Origin of the sequence: Chitinimonas sp. BJB300, from assembly GCF_002735695.1 — a bacterium.
Taxonomy (GTDB): Bacteria; Pseudomonadota; Gammaproteobacteria; order Burkholderiales; family Chitinimonadaceae; genus Chitinimonas.
Window position 1 is genome coordinate 1 of record NZ_PDZH01000087.1, and the last position, 18,493, is coordinate 18,493.

General features: G+C 54.6%; 17 protein-coding genes. 9 read left to right on the forward strand and 8 right to left on the reverse strand.

The features are described from left to right. Positions 1-153: 153 nt before the first annotated feature. Positions 154-633 (reverse strand): hypothetical protein, encoded by a 480-nt coding sequence (locus CSQ89_RS14710; RefSeq protein WP_233203176.1) that lies wholly within the window; start codon positions 631-633, stop codon positions 154-156. A gap of 429 nt (positions 634-1,062) precedes the next feature. After that, on the reverse strand, positions 1,063-2,298 hold the full coding sequence (locus CSQ89_RS14715; RefSeq protein ID WP_099406889.1) for an MFS transporter: 1,236 nt from the start codon (positions 2,296-2,298) through the stop codon (positions 1,063-1,065). Positions 2,299-2,410: 112 nt separating this feature from the next. Here CSQ89_RS14715 and CSQ89_RS14720 point away from each other — a divergent pair, with 112 nt between their 5' ends. The 4 genes from CSQ89_RS14720 to CSQ89_RS14735 all read left to right on the forward strand — a co-directional run bounded on the left by CSQ89_RS14720 (position 2,411) and on the right by CSQ89_RS14735 (position 6,029). After that, entirely contained in the window at positions 2,411-3,322 is a 912-nt protein-coding gene (locus CSQ89_RS14720; RefSeq protein WP_099406890.1) for a LysR substrate-binding domain-containing protein, read from the forward strand. A gap of 131 nt (positions 3,323-3,453) precedes the next feature. Continuing rightward, positions 3,454-3,963, forward strand: coding sequence for a DUF6630 family protein (locus CSQ89_RS14725; RefSeq protein ID WP_099406891.1), 510 nt, complete (start codon positions 3,454-3,456; stop codon positions 3,961-3,963). Positions 3,964-4,071: 108 nt separating this feature from the next. Next, positions 4,072-5,610, forward strand: coding sequence for a thioredoxin family protein (locus CSQ89_RS14730; protein WP_099406892.1), 1,539 nt, complete (start codon positions 4,072-4,074; stop codon positions 5,608-5,610). Between the two features lie 197 nt (positions 5,611-5,807). Further along, complete coding sequence (locus tag CSQ89_RS14735; RefSeq protein WP_099406893.1) at positions 5,808-6,029, forward strand: DUF2061 domain-containing protein; 222 nt, start codon at positions 5,808-5,810, stop codon at positions 6,027-6,029. Positions 6,030-6,078: 49 nt separating this feature from the next. Here CSQ89_RS14735 and CSQ89_RS14740 read toward each other — a convergent pair whose 3' ends face one another. The 3 genes from CSQ89_RS14740 to CSQ89_RS14750 form a co-directional block, all read right to left on the reverse strand. Continuing rightward, positions 6,079-7,212: an anhydro-N-acetylmuramic acid kinase gene (locus tag CSQ89_RS14740; protein ID WP_308418160.1), complete on the reverse strand. Its 1,134-nt coding sequence runs from the start codon at positions 7,210-7,212 to the stop codon at positions 6,079-6,081. Positions 7,213-7,435: 223 nt separating this feature from the next. Then, complete coding sequence (alr, locus tag CSQ89_RS14745) at positions 7,436-8,503, reverse strand: alanine racemase (protein WP_099406895.1); 1,068 nt, start codon at positions 8,501-8,503, stop codon at positions 7,436-7,438. Positions 8,504-8,634: 131 nt separating this feature from the next. Further along, positions 8,635-9,939, reverse strand: coding sequence for a D-amino acid dehydrogenase (locus CSQ89_RS14750; RefSeq protein WP_099406896.1), 1,305 nt, complete (start codon positions 9,937-9,939; stop codon positions 8,635-8,637). A gap of 146 nt (positions 9,940-10,085) precedes the next feature. Between CSQ89_RS14750 and CSQ89_RS14755 the strand changes: the two genes are divergently transcribed. Further along, the gene (locus CSQ89_RS14755) at positions 10,086-10,556 is read left to right on the forward strand and encodes a winged helix-turn-helix transcriptional regulator (RefSeq protein ID WP_099406897.1); all 471 of its coding nucleotides are present in this window, start codon (positions 10,086-10,088) and stop codon (positions 10,554-10,556) included. Positions 10,557-10,760: 204 nt separating this feature from the next. Here the strand turns inward: CSQ89_RS14755 and CSQ89_RS14760 are convergent, their stop codons facing one another. Next, a complete protein-coding gene (locus CSQ89_RS14760) occupies positions 10,761-11,516 on the reverse strand; it encodes a YbaY family lipoprotein (protein WP_099406898.1) in 756 nt (251 codons plus the stop codon). A gap of 654 nt (positions 11,517-12,170) precedes the next feature. On the opposite strand from CSQ89_RS14760, the gene CSQ89_RS14765 reads away from it, so the two are divergent. Continuing rightward, positions 12,171-12,458, forward strand: a complete 288-nt coding sequence (locus CSQ89_RS14765; protein WP_099406899.1) for an HU family DNA-binding protein — start codon at positions 12,171-12,173, stop codon at positions 12,456-12,458. A gap of 136 nt (positions 12,459-12,594) precedes the next feature. On the opposite strand, the gene CSQ89_RS14770 is transcribed toward CSQ89_RS14765, so the two are convergent. Both CSQ89_RS14770 and CSQ89_RS14775 read right to left on the reverse strand, forming a co-directional pair. Continuing rightward, a complete protein-coding gene (locus CSQ89_RS14770; protein WP_099406900.1) occupies positions 12,595-13,062 on the reverse strand; it encodes a Dps family protein in 468 nt (155 codons plus the stop codon). A gap of 96 nt (positions 13,063-13,158) precedes the next feature. Then, positions 13,159-14,592, reverse strand: a complete 1,434-nt coding sequence (locus CSQ89_RS14775; protein WP_099406901.1) for a catalase — start codon at positions 14,590-14,592, stop codon at positions 13,159-13,161. A gap of 270 nt (positions 14,593-14,862) precedes the next feature. On the opposite strand from CSQ89_RS14775, the gene CSQ89_RS14780 reads away from it, so the two are divergent. The 3 genes from CSQ89_RS14780 (at position 14,863) to CSQ89_RS14790 (ending at position 18,290) form a co-directional block, all read left to right on the forward strand. Further along, complete coding sequence (locus CSQ89_RS14780; protein WP_099406902.1) at positions 14,863-15,705, forward strand: tryptophan 2,3-dioxygenase; 843 nt, start codon at positions 14,863-14,865, stop codon at positions 15,703-15,705. Between the two features lie 83 nt (positions 15,706-15,788). Beyond that, on the forward strand, positions 15,789-16,916 hold the full coding sequence (locus tag CSQ89_RS14785) for an HD-GYP domain-containing protein (protein ID WP_099406903.1): 1,128 nt from the start codon (positions 15,789-15,791) through the stop codon (positions 16,914-16,916). Between the two features lie 147 nt (positions 16,917-17,063). Further along, positions 17,064-18,290, forward strand: a complete 1,227-nt coding sequence (locus CSQ89_RS14790; RefSeq protein ID WP_099406904.1) for an aminotransferase class V-fold PLP-dependent enzyme — start codon at positions 17,064-17,066, stop codon at positions 18,288-18,290. The last annotated feature ends 203 nt before the right edge of the window (positions 18,291-18,493 follow it).

The following is an 18,493-nucleotide window of genomic DNA, read 5'->3' on the forward strand; positions in this document are numbered from 1 at the left end:
ATGGCCAATTTGGGCGGAAAAAGAGATGCAAGACGAGTGATAAGTTCCGGAACGGGCTGTCTGAAGGCACCTCAAGGTCGACTTACGCCGCTGTAATGCCAAAAAGTCGGGTTATTCGAGGTGCCCAGCAGAACCTGGATAGCATTGGTGTGCTTATTCGTGTCCGGTGGGCCACAGTTTGCAATACTTTTGACTGCCAACAAGATTTTCACCGGCTTGATTATGTGCGTCTAACTGCTTTACCCATCCATTGGGGTGGCGCCGGGTCGGCTTTTCCCCACAGTTCGTATGAACCCAATGAATACCACCGGGAAAGGGCAAGCCGCATAAACTTAGGCGTGTGCCTATTTTAATAGCGGCGAGGGGTTCAGGAACCGATTCGCCAGCATTGTCGTAGCCGTCGGCAAAGACATTGTCTATTGCCACATCGTAGGTTTTTCCATCCTGGTCGGCTTTTAGTAGGAGATGGGTGTGGGAAAGCTCAATCCCTTCTAGATAGTTGCCCGATTTGAAAGTGGGGGGACTCATTACCTTTCCGCTTAGATAGGTACCTGCGGCATGGGTGCAATCTTCCAGGTCACTGGCCGAAACTGAAACGGCTGTTATCGACAGTAAGAACAGCATGAATTTCATGATCAACCTTTCGGAGATTGAACAGCGGGAGAGACCATCGGCTATTCCCGGGGCCTTGAATAGGCAGACCAGAATAGGTGCCGAATGTTTCATTACTGTGTCCGGGAGGGGGTTATGCGGGTAGGGATAGCCTGTTTGTCTGATTGCTGCTACTTAATGCCTGAAGCGATGGTTAATTCACCTGTATCTACCGTAGTGGGTGAGTGAGGCAGGGCTACGTAAACCCTGCTGGCTTATTTGCGCCGACGTTGCATCGCCGCAAATAAGAACCGGTCTAAAGTCTCGCGAGCTAAGGCAACTACAGCCGAGGAAGCGGAGTTTACAAGTGGTAAATGCGCATTCCGAGGGTGTTTTCAACGCCATATTGCCGATGCGCAGTAGCTTTTAGACCGGTTCTAAGGGACTCGGGAAGTGATGTTGTCGGTCTTGCTACGGTGAGACCGGCAACGGGGCCAACTTGCGTAGTCGTAAGGTAATAGCAAGGCAAGCCAACAACACAAGGAGCAGAAAGCCCACTACCCCTGGCCAGGCAGCAACTTCCCATAGCAGTCCGCTCGCCCAGCCCAGTACGCTGCCGCCCAGGTAGAAGGCTGTCAGGTAGATGGCGGAAGCCAGGGCTCTGGCGCGTAGTGCACGCCGGCCTACCCAGCTGCTGGCGACTGCATGGGCACCGAAGAAACCCAAGGTACAGATCGCCAGACCTGCGATGATGAGGGGAAGCCAGTTGGCCAGCGTTAGCAATAAACCCACAACCATCGAACCCACCATTACCCAAAGCACATTACGACGGCCGAGTTGATCCGCCAGCCGGCCAGCCCAGGCGGAGGCACCCATGCCGACGATGTACAGCGCGAAGACCAACCCAAGCTGGCCGGGACTGAGGTTGAACGGTGCATCGTGCAGGCGATAGCTCAGGTAGTTGTACAGACTCACAAAACCACCCATCAGCAAGAAGGGCGTGGCAAAAAGCCACGGTAGGCCTTTGTCGCTGAAGTGAAGGCGCGTATCTCGCCAGACTTGGGTAAGCGCGACTGAACTGGGTTGGAAGTGCCGTGATGGCGGCAGATTGCGCCAGAATAGCCATGCACAGATTGCACCCATGCTGCCGATGGCCAACGTGACAAGTTGCCAGGAAAACCATTCCGCCAGGAGTGCAGCTACAAATCGGCCCAGCATGCCACCCAGCCCATTGCCAGCGATATACAACCCCATTACTCGGCCCAGGCCGCTGGGCTCCATTTCTTCACTCAGATACGCCATGGCTGCTGCGGGTAAACCTGCCAGTGCCAGCCCCAGCAAACCACGCAGCAATAGTAGGCTGCCAAAGTCGGGCGCAAGGGCGCAGACCAGCATCAGTATGGCGCCCAACGCCAGCGATAGTGACATCACTGGTTTACGGCCCAATTTGTCGGCCAAGAGGCTGGCGGGAATCAAACCGACAGCCAGCATGCCGGTCGTCGCGGACACCACCCCGCTGGCAGTGGCGGGGCTCACGTCAAAGGTATGGGATAACTTCGGCATTAGAGGCTGCAAGCCATATACCATGGCGAACGTACCAAACCCGCCCACAAAAACGCCGAGGGCAGTACGTCGATAGGCCGGGCTTTCGGCGGACAGGCGTGTTTCAGCGGCGGGTAGGCGGGAGACGAGGGCGGTGCTTGACATTGCGAAGCTCGGTTTGCAATCGCAACCAGTGCGAGGTGAATCATGCTAGGGCTGGCAATAGCTGTGCGTCCAATATATGTTTCTGACTGTATTCATACTTTGAAAGTATTAAATGGAGCTGCGACACCTACGTTACTTTGTGGCGGTGGCAGAAGAACTGCACTTCACCCGTGCCGCTGTGCGACTTCATATTGGACAGCCGCCGTTAAGCCAGCAGATTCGGGCGTTGGAAGAAGAAATTGGTGCGGTGCTTTTTGAGCGTAGCAAGCGCCGGGTTGTATTGACCGAGGCCGGCAGGTTGTTCTTCGATCGCGCTAAGCGCATTTTGGCGGAGGTGAAATCCGCCGCTGAGCAGGCTCGTCGAGTGGCTCAGGGGGAGGCTGGCGAACTGCGGGTAGGTTTTACTTCCTCACTGCCATTCACCAGTTTACTGCCTGGGGTGCTGCATGATTTTCGGGCGGATTGGCCTGACGTGAGGCTGCAATTACGTGAGCTGTTTACCGCTGAACAATTCACGGCACTGCGGGTAAATGAATTGGACATCGGTTTTGTCCGCTTTACCGGCCGCGAAGCGCCGGAAGGCATCGATTTGCATGAAATCCATCGAGACCCTTTGCGATTGGTAATCTCAACCCAACATCCATTGGCTGTCGAGCCTGCGGTATGGGTCTCCCAATTGCGTGAAGAAGATTTTGTCACCTATCCGAAGGACGTAAGTACGGGGCTGCCATCATTGATATGGCAGCTTTGTACCCAGGCAGGTTTTAGCCCACGTGTGGTGCAGGAGGCCGGTGAAGCGACAACCCAGATTGGTTTGGTGGCGGCTGGGGTAGGCGTGGCTATTCTGCCATCGCCACTTGAGTGTGTGCGTATGGAGGGAGTGCACTACCTGCCCTTGTTGGACGAAGCGGCCCACCTCTCGCTAGCCGTTGCCACGCGCCGAGGGGATCAATCACCCCAGATTGCTAACTTCCGCACGGTTTTGGCAGCGTGGTTGGGCCGCAAGCGCACGATAGTTAACTGATGAAGCCTGCCCCGTCTTGACGCCCGAGTGTGTGCTTGAGTCGGTAGAATGGAGGCCAGTGTGGTGACGAGCTCACCAACCATTCCGTGTCTATGTCAGCTTATTCGGCTGGCTGAAGTGAAAGTATCTGTATGCATAGCGAACCAATCCAAGTTTGGGCCGAGCAGGCCTACCGTTTGTTTGAGCTGATCAACCCTGAAAATCCAGAGAGAGCGGAAGCGCAACACGAAGCGTTTCTGGCCGAATTGGCCCAAAAAGAGGAAGACGAAATCGTTAGTACCGTGGAGCTGATGTGGTTGGTCAAGGACGTGATCGATGGAGAGTCGGGCTTTTTTGTCAGTTGGCGCGGCAAGCAAGAGCTGATTGAGGCGATGGGCCAGATTCTGCCCGATCCGGACCTGTCTATCGATTGGGGTACCGATGACCTGGAAGACGAAGAGTTTCTCCAGAGCGTGACGGTGCCAGAACTACTGCACCGGGCGTACGCTTCCTTGCTTGATGCGGGTTATATCCTGTGGTGTTGGAATACGGAAACGGACAGCTATGTCGGCTGGGTCAGCCTGGCTGTTCATGAGAGCGAACTGACCGATGTCTGTCATGGATTAGGTATTGATGTACGGATTGCCGAGAAAGCAGTCTGATCAGGCGGATTGAGTTGTTTGTGTTGCTAAGGCGCAAATAGGTTGCCCGTGCTTTATTTCCATTTGAGTTGAATGTAGTATTTTTCCATACCATTTGGTTCTAAAATCATGAAACCCTTCATTCTTGCCGCTGTACTGCTTGCTGCTAGCCCTGCCTTAGCCAATACCGACAGCCCTGCAAGTGGGCATGATACGGGGGGTATTGCTTGGCAACGGGGTGATGTCGACGCAGCGTTTGCCCAGGCCAAGTCCAGTAATAAACCGCTTTTCCTGTACTGGGGGGCTAACTGGTGCCCGCCTTGCAATCAGGTTAAGGCTACCATCTTTAATCGGCAGGAATTCATCGAACGGTCGCGTGCGTTTATCCCGGTGTATATCGACGGTGATAGCCCGGGTGCGCAGAAGCTGGGTACCCAATTCAAGGTGCGGGGTTATCCCACCATGATTCTCTTCAAACCGGATGGTACCGAGCTGACACGTTTGCCCGGGGAGGTGGATGCCGACCGCTATCTGCAAACCTTGACGCTGGGCTTAAGCGCGGCGCGACCGGTGAAAGCTACATTGGCGTCGGCGCTGCGTAATGACAAGCCGCTAAGTGCTGATGAGTGGCGGCTGTTGGCGGATTACGCGTGGGAGACTGACGAGGCGCAACTGGTTGCTGACGACAAGCTGGTGGATACTTTGCGTAAGCTTGCCGGCCTGGTGCCCGCTGACCAAGTAGATGTAGCAGTTCGCCTGCAACTCAAGGCACTTGCCGCAGCGGCGAGCGGCGAAAAAGTAGTTGGTTTCGATAAAGCGGGTGGGCTGGCGATAGTGCGCCAAGTGTTGGTTGAGCCCCGTTTGGCACGTGATAATTTTGATGTGGTGGTCAATTACGCCGGTGAAGTGGTGAGTTTGCTCACTGATGCTAAATCGCCTGATCGCCTAACGCTTGTGGCGGCGTGGAACAAGGCGCTGCAAAAATTGGTGTTTGATGACAGCTTGTCGACGGCTGACCGTCTCGGTGCGGTTGCAGCACAGGTAGCCTTGGCTAAGGCCGTGGCAGATGCGGACCATCTCCCCCCGGCTTTGCTCCAACAAGTACGAGAGCGGATCAGCGAGGCGGACAAGTCGACTACAAACGGTTACGAACGTCAGTCGGTCATCAGCACCGCTGCCCATGCCTTATCGGAAGCGGGCTTGATTGGTGAGTCGGATGCGTTGCTGCAAGCGGAATTGAAGCGTTCGCATTCACCGTATTACTTTATGCTTTCACTCGCCTCCAATGCGAAGAAACGCGGTGATAAGGCCGGTGCACTGAATTGGTATGAGCAGGCTTATGCCAAGTCGGAAGGGCCAGCCACCCGCTTGCAGTGGGGCGGAACCTATGTAGCGGCTCTGGTTGAGCTGTCCCCTCAGGACGAAGCCCGTATCAGCCAGGCGACTCAAGCGGTGTTCAGTGAAGTGGCCGATACGCAAAACGCCTTTTACGAACGTAATCGGCGCTCGTTGGAAAAAATCGTCGCCAAGCTGGCTGAGTGGAACAAGACCAAACAACATGATGTTGTCGTCAAGAAAGCGTTGGGTCAACTTGGCAGCATTTGTACCAAGCTGCCAGCAAGCGATGCACAGAAGCCTATCTGCCAAGGTTTGGTAAAACCAGCTTAATTCGGCAAAACGTAGTGTTTCGTTTGCAAGTAGGGAGTTGCAGTCTTCGGGGTGATGGTTTTATGGGGGGGCGTACTTGTTGCATAGATACAATAGGGCATGGCTATTGGGATGTTTGAGAGAATTAAATTCTCAAATTTATTGAGAATAATTATCATTCCTGTAACGTATGCAGCAATACTTACAAGGAGCCTGACATGATCAAAACCATCACCTTTGCCATAACCCATTTTACGGTGGCGTTTACCGTGGCCTATCTATTGACCGGCAGTATTGGTATCAGCAGTACCTTGGCGCTGGTCGAGCCGGCTGTAAACACCGTCGCCTATTTCTTTCATGAGAAACTTTGGCAGCGTTTTGATGCCAAGCGGGCAATCAGAAGCAGTTTGCATGCATTACATGCCCATGGGCACCACTGAAATGCTCCCCTAGACCACATACTGATGAGACGGCCAAAAAAATCACGGCTTAGGCTGGGTAAATGGCACCCAGTATTCTTGGACCGCGAGCACCGGTAACTGTGGGTAAGTTGCCAGGTTGCTGGTTTAGGCATTGCTTTGCCAGCCATGCAAAGGCAACCGCTTCAACCCAATCGGGATGCAGACCGATCGCTTGGGTACTTGTCACTGGGATGGGGTCGAGTTTGGTTGCCAAAGAATCCATCAACGCGCTGTTACGTGCGCCGCCACCGCATACATAGACCTCGCAGACTTCAGGCGCTTCCCGCTTGACCTGATAGGCGATGCTTTCCGCAGTAAACGCCAGAAGCGTGGCTTGTACATCTTCTGTGGCAAAGGAGGGATGACTTGCAAGCTGTTGGTCGAGCCACGCCAGCTGAAACAAGTCGCGCCCGGTACTTTTGGGTGGCGGTTGCTGGCAATAGGGTGTTGCCAGTAATTGCGCTAACAAGTCAGGTTGCACTTGGCCAGCGCGCGCCCATGCGCCGTCGGCATCGTAGGCGACGCCTTGGTGCCGACTGATCCAGCCATCCATCAAGACATTGCCCGGCCCCGTATCCCAGCCACGTACCATCCCGTTTGCCGGAAGATCAGTAACGTTGGCGATGCCGCCGATATTCATGATGACGCGGTGTCTAGTATCACCAAACATACTGTGATGGAAGGCCGGTACCAATGGTGCGCCTTGACCACCAGCTGCTACGTCACGGCTGCGGAAATCACTGACGACGGTAATGCCTGTACGCTCAGCCAGCCGTGCCGCGTTACCGATTTGTACGGTAAAGCCCAACTCCGGGCGATGACGAAGGGTTTGCCCATGCATGCCGATGGCGCACACGGCGTTGGATGTAAGGTTGGCCTTATGCAGGGTTAGATCGATGGATTTCGCATAGGCGTCCGCCAGTGCATTCGCAGCCAACATGACCCGGTGTAATTCATTGTCGCCGGGTATTTGCAAGCTTAAGAGCTCAGCGCGTAAGTCAGGGCTAAACGGCAATAAATGGCTGGCCAGTAGGGTAGGGCGCTTGCTGGCAAAGTCGACCAGGACGCAGTCGATGCCGTCAAGACTGGTACCAGACATAAGGCCTATGTAGAGCGAGGCGGTAGACATATCAGTTTGCAAGGTGGGGAAATGATCCGTCAAGACTAGGGCTGCTTGCCGGGGATGCGCAAGTCAACGTGCCCTGAGGGCTATTCAAGGCGCGCTTAAAACCTGTCTAAAGTCTGCTGTGCGTCGACAATATGGCGTTGAAAACACCCTCGGAATGCTCATTAACACTTGTTACCTCCGCTTCCTCGGCTGTTTTCGCCTTATCTTGCCTTCGCTCGCGAGACTTTAGACAGGTTCTTAGAACCAGTTCAAAGTCTTAGTCTTCGTAGATTTGATGCGCCCGTTTTACATTGCAGAAAAGTTCATAGTCGATCGTGCCCGCCGCGGCGGCAACTTCGCTTGCAGGTAAACCTTCACCCCATAGCCTCACGGTGCTACCTACGTCGGCTCCTGTGATGTCATTGAGGTCCACGGTCAGCATATCCATCGATACCCGGCCGATAATTCGGCTGCGTTGCCCATTGACCAGCACAGGGGTACCGGTAGGTACGGCGCGTGGGTAACCGTCGGCATAACCACAGGCGACGACGCCCACGCGTGTGGGGCGATCGGTATGAAAGCGCGCACCGTAGCCGAGGGGTTCACCGGCGGCCAACTCACGCACTGCGATGATCTTGCTGTCGAAGTTCATAACGGGCAGTGGCCAGTCGGGGAGGACGCGATCAGTGCTCGTTCCGCCATAAAGCATGACGCCTGCCCGTCCCCAATCGCCATGTGCGGCGGGCCACGCAAGAATGCTACCGGAGTTGCTCAGGCTGGTTTCTACATTCAAGCCTGCAACCGCCTTGGTAAAACGGTCGATCTGTTGAGGTGTGCACTGACTGTCGAGCTCATCGGCGCGGGAGAAGTGGGTCATGGCCACGATTTTATCGATACGGCCCGTTGCTAACAGACGTGCATGTGCTAGCGCAAAATCTCCGGCATTGATGCCTAACCGGTGCATACCGCTGTCGACTTTGATCCATACGGTGAGCGGCTTATGGATATTGGCGACTTCTATATCGACAATCTGCGCCATGCTGTGCAGGGCGGTCCAGAGATCATATTGCTGGATGAGCACTAGCTCGCAGGGTTCGAACCATCCTTCCAGCAATAGGATAGGCCTGTCGATGCCAGCCTCGCGCAGTTGAATGGCTTCTTCGATGGTAGCAACGGCAAAGCCATCGACCAGGGAGGCCAACGCGCTGGCGCAACGAACGGCGCCATGGCCGTAAGCATTGGCTTTGACAACAGCTAGTACACGGCCGCCATGCAGGCGTTTGGCCAGCAGGTAGTTATGTCGCAAGGTGGAAAGGTGGATGGTGGCGGTAAGTGGGCGACTCATGGCGATGGGCTAGGCGGCGAAGAATATGATTATCGGGTAAAAAAACGCCCGCAGCCCGGTACAGTCCGAGGCGGCGGGCAGAGACACGGAGTCTCAACGTGATACGGGGTGGCAGTGCTGAGGGGGTGTGATCAGGTAATTGAAGGCTTGAGCTGCGTAAGCCGATGGTTGAATGCTTTGGCGCCATAACGCTCAATATCCAGACCGGCGGTACTGATTTGTGTTTGCTGGCCGGTAACCAGATCAGCCAGTAACTTGCCCGAACCGCAGGCCATGGTCCATCCGAGGGTGCCATGGCCGGTGTTCAGGCTCAGATTGGCGTAAGGCGTACGGCCTATGATAGGCGTGCCATCGGGCGTCATGGGACGTAAGCCAGTCCAAAAGCTTGCCGCCTGGATATCGCCGCCCGTAGGGAAAAGATCGTTTACGACCATTTCTAATGTCGCACGGCGGCGAGGATTCAGGCTCAGGTCATAACCGCTTAATTCCGCCATACCGCCTACCCGGATGCGTTGGTCGAAACGGGTGATGGCAATCTTGTAGGTTTCGTCCAGCACCGTGGAAACCGGCGCGCCGGCTGGGTTGGTGATGGGCATGGTCAGCGAATAACCTTTGGTGGGATAAACCGGCAGGTTCAAGCCCAGATGGCGCAACAATTGGCGGCTGAAGCTGCCTATGGCCACCACATAATGGTCGGCTTGCAGCCATGTGCCATTTTTCAGCGTGACGCCCGCAATACGGTCGCGCAGAATCTGAAGCGTATCAATTTCGGTATTGAAGCGGAATTCGACGCCGATTTGCTGCGCACGCTTGGCAAGCTCGGTTGTGAAGCGCTGGCAATCGCCTGTCTCATCGTTTGGCAGGCGCAAGCCACCTACGGCCCGACCTGGCACCAAGCCCAGCGCCGGTTCGGCTTTCACGCAGCCGGCATGGTCCAATAGCTCGAAGGGTACGCCGCAAGCTTCGAGCACCCCGATATCACGTGCAGCGCTATCGAGTTGCTGCTGGGTACGGAATAGCTGCAGGGTGCCGCCTGTACGTTCTTCATACTGCACACCGATCTCGCTACGCAGTTCGCGCAGGCAGTCACGGCTGTACTCGGATAACCGCATCATGCGTTCTTTGTTCTGTGTGTAGGCAGCGCTATTACAGTTGGCCAGCATTTGCGCTATCCACTGCAATTGAAACAGACTGCCATCCGGTTTTATGGCGAGCGGGGCATGGCGTTGGAACAACCACTTCAAGCCCTTGGTCGGAATACCTGGGGCAGCCCACGGCGTGGAGTAACCGGGCGAGATTTGGCCGGCGTTGGCAAAGCTTGTTTCCAATGCCACAGCGGATTGGCGTTCTACCACTGTTACTTTTATGCCTGCACGCGCCAGATAGTAGGCGGTTGTAACCCCAATAACACCCCCGCCAAGAACAATTACATGCATGATTTATGCCGCCTGCTATCCGATTTTGGTTAATTTGCGCAGTGTATTGAGCAAATCACAAAAAGTGTCGCCAAGATAAGATAAAAAGTCAGGATAAATTCACGTTAAATTGCAGTTAGGCATTAAAAAATCTGGATGATGACAATATGAAAGAGTTAGATCGGATCGACCGCAGAATACTGTCCCTGTTACAGCAGGATGGCCGCATGGCGCTGACGGAGTTGGCTGAGAAGGTAGGGTTGTCGACGACGCCTACTTCAGAGCGGGTTAAGCGGCTGGAGCGTGCTGGGATCATCGAGGGGTATTACGCCCGGGTTAATCCACGGGCGGTGGCGTGCGCCCAGTTGGTGTTTGTCGAATTGCGCTTGGCGGCTAAGTCTGCGGAGATATTTGATCAGTTTCGTCGTGAAGTGATGAAGCTGCCTAACATCGTCGAATGCCATCTGGTCTCGGGCGATTTCGACTATTTGGTCAAGGCGCGTATCTCCGATATGTCGCAATACCGGCTTTTGTTGGGCGATATCCTGCTTAATCTGCCAGGGGCGGTGGAGTCACGCAGTTATGTGGTGATGGAGGAGGTAAAGGAGACTTTGACCCTGCCTGTCGCCATTAGCTAGGTGTGGGTGTAAAAACCTGTCTAAAGTCTGCTGTGCGTTGGCAATACGGTGTTGAAAGCGTCCTCGGAATGCGCATTTACCATGCGTAAACACCGCTTCCTCGGTTGTTTTCTCTTGTCTTGCCCTAGCTTTCGGTACTTTAGACAGGTTCTAAGTCACATGCTTGGGCCGCGATAGCCGTGCCTAGGCATGCCATCGTTTCTATCAAGATTTGGGCGCAGTACCCGCTTCAAAGGTGAGTAATAGCTGTTTCTTGCTGTCAAACAAGCTGAGTTTATTGGATTGCAGGCGCCAGCGTTTTACTTTGCCCAGGGCATCCAGGAAGAGCGGTTCAAGTTCACCACCTTCGGTACAAGCCATCCGCGTTGCGACCAGACCAGTGAAATTGATGCCACCACCCACCAAGGTATAGCCGCCCATGAGGCGATTACAGCCGGTCGACCCTACAAGCCGTCTGCCTTCACTGTTGAATTGCAGGTAAAGCTCATTGCGCCCCTTGGCAGGTGTCAGTGGCTTTCCGTTTATTACGACAAGCTTCCAATAGCTGTCTTGCAGCGGCGTGACCCGGCTGCTTCCTTCGGTTACCGGCACCATTTTCAGACTTTGTGGTCCATCACTACCATTGGCCTTGACGAGATTTCGGCTATCGGTTGTGAACAGCAGCTTGCTGGCGGCGGTGATCTGGGCGCTCAGCGTATAGCTATGTTTTGGGTCGATGCTTTTGGGGTCGAAACGCAGCTTGAAAGGAATGGGCGGCTGGCCCGGTGCAACCACGGTGATGCGGGTAACGACCTTGGCGGGGGCATCAGCAAAAGAGACATCTTGCAGACTGACTTCCAGCATGGCGTTGCTGGGCAGTGTTGTTTTCTCGGTATAGGTAACGGTGCCGCTCAACGTTGTTTCGGCCATTGTCGTGCCTGCCAATAGGACAGCAAGCAGCATGAATAGGGGTTTATGCATAGGTATTCCTTTTTGATGCAAGGGGATCGCAAATGAAGTTTTAGGTAAGAATGAAATGAATTTGATAGCGTCGCCTACGTGTTTGGTGTGACAGGATATTGATCATCAAAGTAGTGGAATTTACCGATTGATGGTGCTTGCCGTCGGCGCTGTCGTGCCACTTCAGGCAAGGACACTGCCCCTGTTGTTTATGTGAATCTGTTCAAGATCTTACTGCGCAGCCGTGACCAGGGATTCTGTGCTGCTCAAAAGCCCTCGCAAACAGTTTGCAGCCTCATGTACAAAAGTACATGCCGGCTTTTGCGCTGCGCTTCACCTTGCTGACAGCTGCTCGCATCGTATTTTAATGGTGGAGCGGGGGTTTCAGCGCATAAATCAGCAAGAAAACCGGATGAGATGGAAAAAGGGGTAGCAGATATGACAAGTGCTTGATTTTTTGTATTAAGAGATCGGTAGGTGCAGGGAAAAATAGTGTATTACCGAGTAGTAATACGGCCTGTATCTACACACGGTGCTTGAGCCTTGGGCACAAAGCCGCAATACTGCACGCTTCGCAGCCGCTGGAGCGCATTTTTGCGCCGGCCGTTGCCGGGTTAGCAACCCCAGGCTCAACCGATTTTTCCATAAGACTTATTCCGCTCAAGGAGCAAATTTATGAATCAAGCTCAACTGATCGAAGCGATCACCGTGCAAGCCGGTAAAGACGGCCAAGATGTATCGAAGGCTGATGTGACCCGTGTATTGGTCGCCCTGACAGGTGTTGTACACACCCAGCTTAAGGCAGGTGAAGAAGTGACCCTCCCTGGTGTAGGCAAGCTGAAAATTAAGGACAAGGCAGCCAAGACTGGTCGTAACCCTAAGACCGGTGCAGAAATCCAGATTCCAGCCAAGCGCGTGCCTGCTTTTACCGCGGTGAAGGCACTGAAGGACGCTGTGGTCTAAGCACTGCCTGAGCAGTGAATGGTAAAAACGGCGCCGATGGCGCCGTTCTCATGTCTACTTCGTATTGGCGCAGCCGGGATGATTACCGGGTTGCTGCGCCATGGGGCCACAACTTGCGGCTACTGCAAAATGCCGCTTATTCCAGCAGGCTTCGCAACATCCAAGCGGTCTTCTCATGCACTTGCAGGCGTTGAGTCAACAGGTCGGCGCTTGATTCGTCACCCACTTCGCTCACCAAAGGCAATAGCTGGCGCGCAGTACGCACTACCGTCTCCTGTCCCTTCAGCAAGATGCCAATCATTTCCTTGGCTGGTGGTACGCCTTCGATTTCCGCCACGGTAGAAAGCTTGCTGAAGGAGGAATAGGTGCCGGGGGCAGGCATGCCCAGCGCCCGTATCCGTTCAGCAATCAAGTCCACACCCAATGCCAGTTCCGTATATTGGTTCTCGAACATCAAATGCAGGCTGTTGAACATAGGCCCGGTGACGTTCCAATGGAAGTTGTGTGTTTGCAAGTAAAGGGTGTAGGTGTCGGCTAACAGGCGCGACAGGCCTTCGGCAATCGCTTGGCGTTTGGCTTCGGGGATGCCCAGGTGAATGTCCATGCTTTACTCCTTAACATGCGGTTGTGGTCTTTGGGTAATCGGTAGGGTGGCGGCCTGCATGAACGCGAGTATTGGTCTTGTTTGGGCCGCCAGATCTTAAGCAAGCCCTAATCCTGCTGCCACACCCGCACCGTAGGCCGCATCCGCCCGGGTGAAATGTTCAACTTGTTTCAGTTGAATGTCACGCGGTACACCTTGCATGGCTCCTACGATATTGGCAATCAGTAAGGCTTTTTGCTCGGTATTCATCAGGCGGAATAGGTCACCGGCTTGGCTGAAGTCATCGTTACCTGCCCGATGATTGTAACGGCCCGCAGCACCTTCAATTGGCAGCGCCGGTTCGGCAAATGATTCGGCTTGCGCCCCGGTACCAAAGCGGTTGGGCTCATAGTTTGGGCCTGCACCGCCGTTGTCGCCGAACTGCATCGCACCATCGCGATGGTGTGTATGGTAGGGGCATTGGGGTGCATTCACCGGTAGTTGGGCAAAGTTGGCGCCAATCCGGTAGCGATGCGCGTCGGGATAGGCGAATAGCCTGCCTTGCAGCATCTTGTCCGGGGAAAAACTGATACCTGGCACGACATTCGGTGGCGCAAATGCTGACTGTTCCACTTCTGCAAAGTAATTGGCTGGGTTGCGGTTCAACTCAAGTTCGCCGACCTCAACCAACGGGAACTGTTTATGCGACCATACCTTGGTGACATCGAAAGGGTTGTCTTTGTGCTGGGCGGCTTGTGCCTGTGTCATGACTTGGATACAGACACGCCATTTGGGAAAGTCGCCGTGTTCGATGGCGTGGAACAGGTCACGCTGAGCGTAGTCAGGGTCTTCACCCGCTAGCCTTTTTGCATCGGTCGGATGAAGATTCTTGATGCCTTGCTTGGATTTGAAATGAAACTTCACCCAAACTCGTTCATTGGCTGCGTTTATCAAGCTGAAGGTATGGCTGCCAAAGCCGTGCATGAAACGATAGCCATCGGGCGTGCCGCGGTCGGAAAACAGAATGGTGACCTGATGTAACGACTCAGGGCTCTTGGACCAGAAATCCCACATGGCGGTGGGTGATTTAAGGTGGGTCTGCGGGTCGCGCTTTTGGGTGTGAATGAAGTCAGGGAACTTGATGGCATCACGGATAAAAAACACGGGGGTATTGTTGCTGACGATGTCCCAGTTGCCTTCCTCGGTATAAAACTTGATGGCGAAACCTCGCGGGTCACGTTCGGTATCAGCCGAGCCTTGTTCGCCACCTACCGTGGAAAAGCGTAGAAAGACCGGAGTTTGCTTCCCAACCGAGCCAAACACCTTGGCTTTTGTGTACTGCGTGATGTCTTGTGTCACCGTGAAGGTGCCGAATGCACCTGATCCCTTGGCGTGTACAACCCGTTCCGGCACGCGTTCACGATTGAAGTGGGCCAGTTTTTCGATCAGGTGAAAATCCTCGATCAAGACGGGCCCTCGTGCACCGGCAGTTTGCGAATTCTGGTTGTCGGCCACCGGTGCGCCGTTGGCAGTGGTCAGGTATTGGCTCATGTTTTATTCCTTAGCATCGGGACGGTTGTAGACATTCAATAAGCTAGCGCGTAATTCGCCAGCAACTCGCTTAACCAGTGGGGAACAGTGGAAATGTGCATACAGGCTCTCCTCATGAAACAGCGCTTGCGTCGGGGTGGATGCATTATTGCAAATGCCTATTGATTTATAAAATTGTATTATTAAAACCAATCGATAGGTATTGGCTATGCTTGAATCAGGCATACGTCCCGCACATGCGCCAGGCTGATCAACTCAGAACAGGTAAATATGAAAGTGAATCAACGCGATATCGAAGCAGGCATCCAAACCGATTTTACCAATCGGCTCAGTTATGGTGGTTACCTCTGCCTTGATCAGTTACTGGGGGCGCAACAGCCGCTGTCCACACCAATGCATCATGATGAGATGCTGTTCATCGTTCAGCATCAGGTGTCGGAATTGTGGCTTAAGCAACTTATCCATGAATTGCGTGCGGCAATCGGCTACGTCGAGCGCGATGAACTGGAGCCTTGCTTCAAGATACTGGCGCGAGTGAAGCTCATTCAGCAGCAGCTCTTCAATATGTGGGCAGTGCTTGAGACCATGACGCCGTCCGAATACTTGGAATTTCGCCCGGTTCTTGGCCAGTCATCGGGCTTTCAGTCGCATCAATACCGCACGCTGGAGTTCTTGCTGGGCAACAAGCACGCCGGGCAAGCCGAAGTATTCAAATACGATGCTGCTTTGTATGCACAAATCCAACACGACTTACATGCGCCGAGCTTGTGGGATGCTTTCTTGCAGCATTTGGGCCGACGTGGTTTTCCTGTGCCGATAGCGTGCTTGCAACGGGATTTCAGCCAGTCCTACGTTGCCAATCGTGATGTGGTGGCGGTATTGAAGACCATCTACCAGCAACCCCAAGTGCATTGGGATGCTTATGAAATGGCGGAAAAGCTGGTGGATGTAGAAGAAGCCTTCCAGCTTTGGCGGTTTAGGCATATGAAGACAGTGGAGCGCATCATTGGATTCAAACAGGGGACGGGCGGCTCCAGCGGTGTCGCCTTTCTCAAGCGCGCACTGGAACTCACCTTCTTTCCGGAGCTCTTTCAGGTGCGTAGTGAGTTATAACTGCGAGATGGCAGGATGGTGCGCTGCACATAGAATAAGGAAAGCTACTACGTGGTGCCGGCGAACTTAAGGTGGAGGAAAGCATGATCCTGCGACGCATACGCGAAGGTGAGTTGGGTGTAGCCCAATCATTGCCCTGGCCGCTTTATAGCCAGAAGGGTACGCTGTTGTTTACCGAGGACAGCGCCATTGAATCGGCCGATGCCTTGGAGGGATTGCTGGAACTGGGTCTCTATATGGAAACCAGCCTTGCCTGGCACCAACCACCTGCCACACCGTTGCAGTTGGTATTGCATGCAGTGCATCGTATGGAGGCGCTCATCAAGCGCCCGGAGCAGACTGTAGAGAGCTTCGCTATCAATGTGCTGGCGGTGGTGGATATGCTGCGCGTTGCCTACCAACGCAATCCCGATGTCGTGATTGCGACGGTGCTGCTGCAACGTGGTGGTAGCTATGCTGTCCGCCATGCGGTCAGTACCGCCTGTGTGACAGCGGCAGTGCTGGATGCTATGCATACGAATGAAGCGCACACCCGATCGGTGCTAGCGGCTGCGCTCACCATGAATATCGGGCTTCAAGACGGTGGCGATCTACCGTTGCAGGATGTTCGCCACCCGGTTACCGGCATGGAGAAGCTACGTGAACTCGGGGTGGCCGATGAGCTGTGGCTGCGTGCTGTGTTGGAGCACCACGAACTCATTGATGGATCGGGGTACCCCTACGGCTTGTACGGCAGCCGCGTGGCTCAGGCCAGCCAACTGATCGGGCTGGCTGATATTTTCTGTGCACGGGTGGACGAATGTGCACTCCGGCAGATGGATGACACTCGCCTGGTACTGCGCGATGTCCTGATAGAACGTGGCCGGCATTTTGATGTGCTGGTCGGCGCGTATTTCATCCGGGCACTGGGGGTCTACCCAATAGGCAGTTTGGTGTTGCTGGCGAATGGTGAAGTCGCCGTGGTTAGCACTGCCACCGAATGGGTCAATGCCCCCTGGGTACATGCTTTGCAAGCGCCGGATGGCACGACGTATCAACCGCCTATTCGTCGGCAGACCCAGTCGATTGATACGTCGATTGTCGATACGCTGAGCGGCAAGGCGTTGCGTGGCGCGATAGATATGGCCGCTATCTGGGGCGAGGATGCTTGCGATTTTCCTTTGCAGCCGCTGGTACTGGCGCATCAACAGGCAGTAGCTGTCGCTACCTGAGCCCTGGTGGCTTGTGGTTGATGCGGTAAATGCCTAATCGACTTGGTGGTGTGGAGAGCGGTGCAGGATCACACGCTTCGCTTTTGAAACCAGTCGTGTTCAAGTGGTAGGCCAGACCACGACATATCTCTTCATTTGAGTTAGCTGATGTCTTTATTACTCTCTGCCGCTGCTGCACAGTTGGGCGATGCTGCGCTGACCGAATCGGGTCTGATCAAGCATATTCACCCCCTTTTTTCCAAAATATTGGCACGCGATAGCCGCGAAATTTACCTTGCCAACCACTCTCTTGGCCGGCCCCTTGATGCATTGGCCGCCGATGTGGCTGAAGGGCTAGCCGCTTGGTATGAGGACGTGGATTCGGCGTGGGGACCGTGGTGGGGGGAGATGCAGGCGTGGCGTGCCAACACGGCCGGCTTGTTAAGCGCCGCGCAGCCCGGTATGGGGCGAACCGATTGTATTATCCCCAAGACCAGCGCTGGCCAAGGTTTGCGGGCAGTGTTGAATAGCTATGAGCTTGTACCGACGGTATTGGCTACCGACGCTGAATTTGACTCCATCGACCATATCCTCAAGCAATATGCTGCAAAAGGGCGTGCCAACGTACGTTGGGTGGCCTCCCGCGATGATGGTTTGATTCACGTCGAGGATATGATCGCTGGGCTGGCGGAGGTGGACTTGCTGGTGGTCTCGCATATTTTCTTTGCCACGGGGCAGATTCTGGAGGGACTGCCAACCCTGATTGCCGCAGCGCATGCAGCCGGTACAAGGGTATTGCTGGATGTGTACCACAGCTACGGCGTGTTGCCATTGGACTTGATCGCGCTGGGAGTCGACTACGCCATTGCCGGCAGTTACAAATATCTGCGTGGTGGGCCGGGGGTGTGCTGGCTTTATATTGCCCCACATCTGCTGGACCATCGCCACACCACGTTGGATACAGGCTGGTTCGCCAAGCGTGACCCATTTGCCTATCAGCGCCCCGTGCCACCGCAGTTTGCAGACGGCGGCGATGCCTGGCTAGAGTCAACCTTTAACCCGCTGGGCTTTTATCAAGCCAGGTCGGGTTTGGCATTGATTGCCGCTCTGGGGGTAGATCGGCTGCGTGCTTATTCCCTGAGGCAGAAGCAGCTATTGGCAGAAAACCTAGCGGACCAAGGTGTCGCCAGCTTTGGCGCTTCTGTGCACTACGGTGCGTTTATCACCCTCCCGCATGCCGAGCCGAAGCGATTGGCCGAGCAACTCAAGCAGATGGGCATCAATGGTGATGCCCGCGCTGCAGGTTTGCGGCTTTGTCCCGACCTGCTCAATACCGACGCTCAACTATGTCGCGCTGCGGCTGCCATCGCGCAGGCGATGCGAGCGCCTGCCTGATACGGTAACCCCAAGTACCTGGGCAATAGCTAGGAACCGGTTCAAAGTTTGCTGCGCGTCGGCAAGCGCATTTACTCTTAGTAACTGATGTTACGCAGTGCATACGCTAACCTGTCGCCATGAAGAACAAAGAACTCGATTTGTACACCGACTATTTGCTGAGCACGTTTGGCGCGGCGACAGCAACGGGCTTGTCGGCGATG